The sequence below is a fragment of the Streptomyces sp. NPDC059900 genome, assembly GCF_050270335.1.
Classification (GTDB): domain Bacteria; phylum Actinomycetota; class Actinomycetes; order Streptomycetales; family Streptomycetaceae; genus Streptomyces.
On the sequence record NZ_JBNNJZ010000780.1, the window covers coordinates 1 to 3,130 of the forward strand.

3 protein-coding genes are annotated in these 3,130 nt (G+C 65.5%); 2 read left to right on the forward strand and 1 reads right to left on the reverse strand.

Annotation, left to right across the window (positions count from 1 at the left end):
- Positions 1 to 983 precede the first annotated feature (983 nt).
- Complete coding sequence (locus ACQKIP_RS43785; protein ID WP_427745562.1) at positions 984 to 1,160, forward strand: hypothetical protein; 177 nt, start codon at positions 984 to 986, stop codon at positions 1,158 to 1,160.
- Positions 1,161 to 1,178: 18 nt separating this feature from the next.
- On the opposite strand, the gene ACQKIP_RS43790 is transcribed toward ACQKIP_RS43785, so the two are convergent.
- Positions 1,179 to 2,171 carry an aldo/keto reductase gene (locus ACQKIP_RS43790; RefSeq protein ID WP_365857014.1) on the reverse strand — a complete coding sequence of 331 codons (993 nt, stop codon included), beginning with the start codon at positions 2,169 to 2,171 and terminating at the stop codon, positions 1,179 to 1,181.
- Between the two features lie 306 nt (positions 2,172 to 2,477).
- Here ACQKIP_RS43790 and ACQKIP_RS43795 point away from each other — a divergent pair, with 306 nt between their 5' ends.
- The gene (locus tag ACQKIP_RS43795; protein ID WP_365857012.1) at positions 2,478 to 3,107 is read left to right on the forward strand and encodes an SMI1/KNR4 family protein; all 630 of its coding nucleotides are present in this window, start codon (positions 2,478 to 2,480) and stop codon (positions 3,105 to 3,107) included.
- The last annotated feature ends 23 nt before the right edge of the window (positions 3,108 to 3,130 follow it).

Consider the following 3,130-nt stretch of genomic DNA (forward strand, 5'->3'; position numbering starts at 1 on the left):
CTCCTGCACACCGCGGAAACCCGGGGCCACGGGTGCAGCCGCCTACTGCTGACCACCGGCGCCAACAGCAGCTACAACCTGGCCTTCTACCAAAACCAGGGCTACACCCCGATCCCCGCGGACGGCGAGGGCGAAGTCCACCTCCGCAAGGCCCTGGCCCACTGAGAGACCGGCACTCACCCGTCTCACTCCCCCGGCCTGCCCGGACGACACCAACCGCTCCAGCGGCAGACCGGCGTACGCTCTGCGGGGCCCGTTCCACGCAGAGCACGGCGGGCCCCTGTCCTTCATCAAGGGCACCGTCATCCGCCTCGCCGTAGAGAAGTTGCCGTCCGGCGGGGTGAACAAGCCGGTCTGGCTGTGGTGGTCGGGCTCCGGCTCCAGCGCCGCGGACGTCGACCGCTGCTGGCAGTCCTTCCTGCGGCGTTTCGGCCTGGAGCACACATTTCACCTGTTAAAGCAGCCGCTCGGATGGACCAAACCCCGGCTTCGCAGTTCGGAAGCGGCCGACCGGTAGACGTGGCTCGTGATCGCCGCCTATGCCCAGCTCCGGCTTGCCCGGTCGCTTGCCACCGATCTGCGCAGGCCCCGGGAGAAGCCGGCCGAGCCGAACACCCTCACCCTTGCCCGCTTCCGGCGGGGGTTCAGGAACCTGCGCACGAAGGCCGGCTCTCCGACCAGTGCACCGAAACCCCTAACACCCGCCCCAGGCAGGCTACTTGGCTCGCGAGACCGACGTCCGGCCACCCGTCACGACGTGGGCCGCGTCCTCGCGACCGGCGAGGCATACAGCCGCCCCGACCACCACAAGAAGGGCACCAAGCCACGTCGTTCGAGCGGCAATGCCAGGGCATACAGGGCCCCGTAGGCTGTGCTGGCGCAGGACGGCGTGATCTTCAGCGGGGGCTCCCATGACAGGTGGCAATAAGCCCGGCACGGTCATCAGCGATGGCCACATAGGGCTGGTCGTGACAGTCATTGCCTTGATCGTCATCACTGTCGCCGCGGGCCCCCGGATGGCCCTGATCGTCGCGGGATGCTTCACCGCCTGGTTCCTCCTGGCGGTGATCGTCGTCTACATCAGGGGCGGACGAGGCGGAGAGGCACTTGGACGGGCCTACGTAGCAACTTTCTGGTGGGGCGACTACATCAGCCCCTGACGGAGTTGAACGACAAGTTCAGCGGCCGAACCGCGACTGCAGCTGCTCAGGCAAACGGTCGCCCTGGATCCGGATGTCGGCCGCGGCCTCTTCGATCCGGTGCAGGTCGCCGGTTGTCAGCTCGACGTCGAGTGCGCCCAGGTTCTCTTCCAGACGGTGCAGCTTGGTGGTGCCGGGGATCGGCACGAACCACGGCTTCTGCGCCAGCACCCAGGCGAGAGCGATCTGGGCCGGCGTGGCTGCCTTGTCGTCGGCGATCTGCTGCAGCAGATCGACCAGCGCCTGGTTGGCTTGCCGCGCTTCAGGGCTGAAGCGCGGCAGCAGGCGGCGGAGGTCGTTGTCGGCCAGTGACGTGCCGGCATCAATCTTGCCGGTCAGGAATCCTTTGCCGAGGGGGCTGAAGGGCACCAGGCCGATGCCCAGTTCCTCCAACGTCGGAATGATTTCCGATTCGTGCTCGCGCATCCAGAGCGAGTACTCGCTTTGCAGTGCCGTCACCGGCTGCACGGCGTGGGCGCGACGAATTGTCGCGGCACCGGCCTCGGACAAGCCGAAGTGCTTTACCTTGCCTTCGGCGATCAGCTCCCCGACCGTGCCGGCCACCTCTTCAATGGGCACGTCGGGGTCGACGCGGTGTTGGTAGAGCAGGTCGATGCTTTCGGTTCGAAGACGCTTGAGCGAGGCCTCGGTTACGTGTCGGATCTGCTCGGGTCTGCTGTCGACCCCGGACGTCGGGGTCGGCCCGTGCTCGCCGTGCTTGATTCCGAACTTGGTGGCGATCACCACCTGGTCGCGGACCGGCGCCAGCGCCTGACCGACGAGCTCCTCATTGGCGAACGGGCCGTAGACCTCGGCAGTGTCGAAGAAGGTCACGCCCCGGTCAACGGCCGCCCGCAGCAGCTTCGTCATCTCGGCTGTGTCGTGTGGCTGACCGTAGAAGAAACTCATGCCCATACAGCCGAGCCCGAGAGCCGAGACTTCGAGGCCTTGCCCCAGCTTGCGTTGTTGCATCAGAGATTCTCCTGGAATATCGATCGTCTGACTCCCGCCTGTTTCGTGTGCAGCCGGGAGCCGGTATAGAAGTGAGGCAGCCTTCCGGGCGCCGCCAGACGCCAGTGATGGAGGCGTACTCTGAACGCTATGACCTTGGAGCGCACTCCAAGCAAGCTCAGCAGACAAGAAGACGTGGCTTTCCCGTTGCTTCATCTCGGATCAGCTTGTCTTTCAACGATCGGTGTCGGCCATCAGTGACCTGGAGCGGGTCCTCACGCGCGTTAGGGCCCACAGCCGTCGGCGTTGTCAGAGCCGCCTGACAGCATGGCCAGCATGAGTAAGACAACTGAGCCCGAGCAGCATGCAGTTGGCGCTGTTCCAACCACGCCACAGGAGTGGCGACGGTTTTTGGAGCGTTACGGCCAGCGGTACTTGAAGAACTCTGCCGACGATGACGAACTGGTCGAACTGCTGGACGAAGACCAGCTGGACCTGTTTGACCGGGAGGGCCAGGTCGATGCGTGGCTGGGTGACGCCCCGGCCCGGGAAGAAGCCCTGGCATCATCCGAGGAACGGCTCGGGCTGCGGTTTCCGCCCAGCCTGCGGGGATTCTTCCTGGCAAGCGACGGATGGACGCACCTGGCTGCCTGGGTGGACGCTGTCCAACCATGCGACCGCGTCTCGTGGATGCGCGAGAGCGATGCGGGCAGAAGCGTGACCGAGATCTACGCCTCGATACCCGGCAACGAGGACGACGTGCAGATGTTTCGCCGGTCCCTCGAGGTTGCACGGGGAGAGGACTTCTGGCTGCTCGATCCCACCGACGTCGGACCGGACGGCGAGTGGGCCGCCTACGAGTTCGCACCGAAGTACGGCAACCCGACGAAGTACGCCAGCTTCTCGGCCCTGTTCCACTCCAACTACCAGAGCATGGGAGAGGAGGACGAGGAGTAGGGCATGGGCGCATGGGCTGAGCT

Bases quoted from the DNA above. Each gene is read 5' to 3' on its own strand.
- ACQKIP_RS43790 (WP_365857014.1), bottom strand. From the start codon at position 2,171: ATGCAACAACGCAAGCTGGGGCAAGGCCTCGAAGTCTCGGCTCTCGGG.
- ACQKIP_RS43795 (WP_365857012.1), top strand. From the start codon at position 2,478: ATGGCCAGCATGAGTAAGACAACTGAGCCCGAGCAGCATGCAGTTGGC.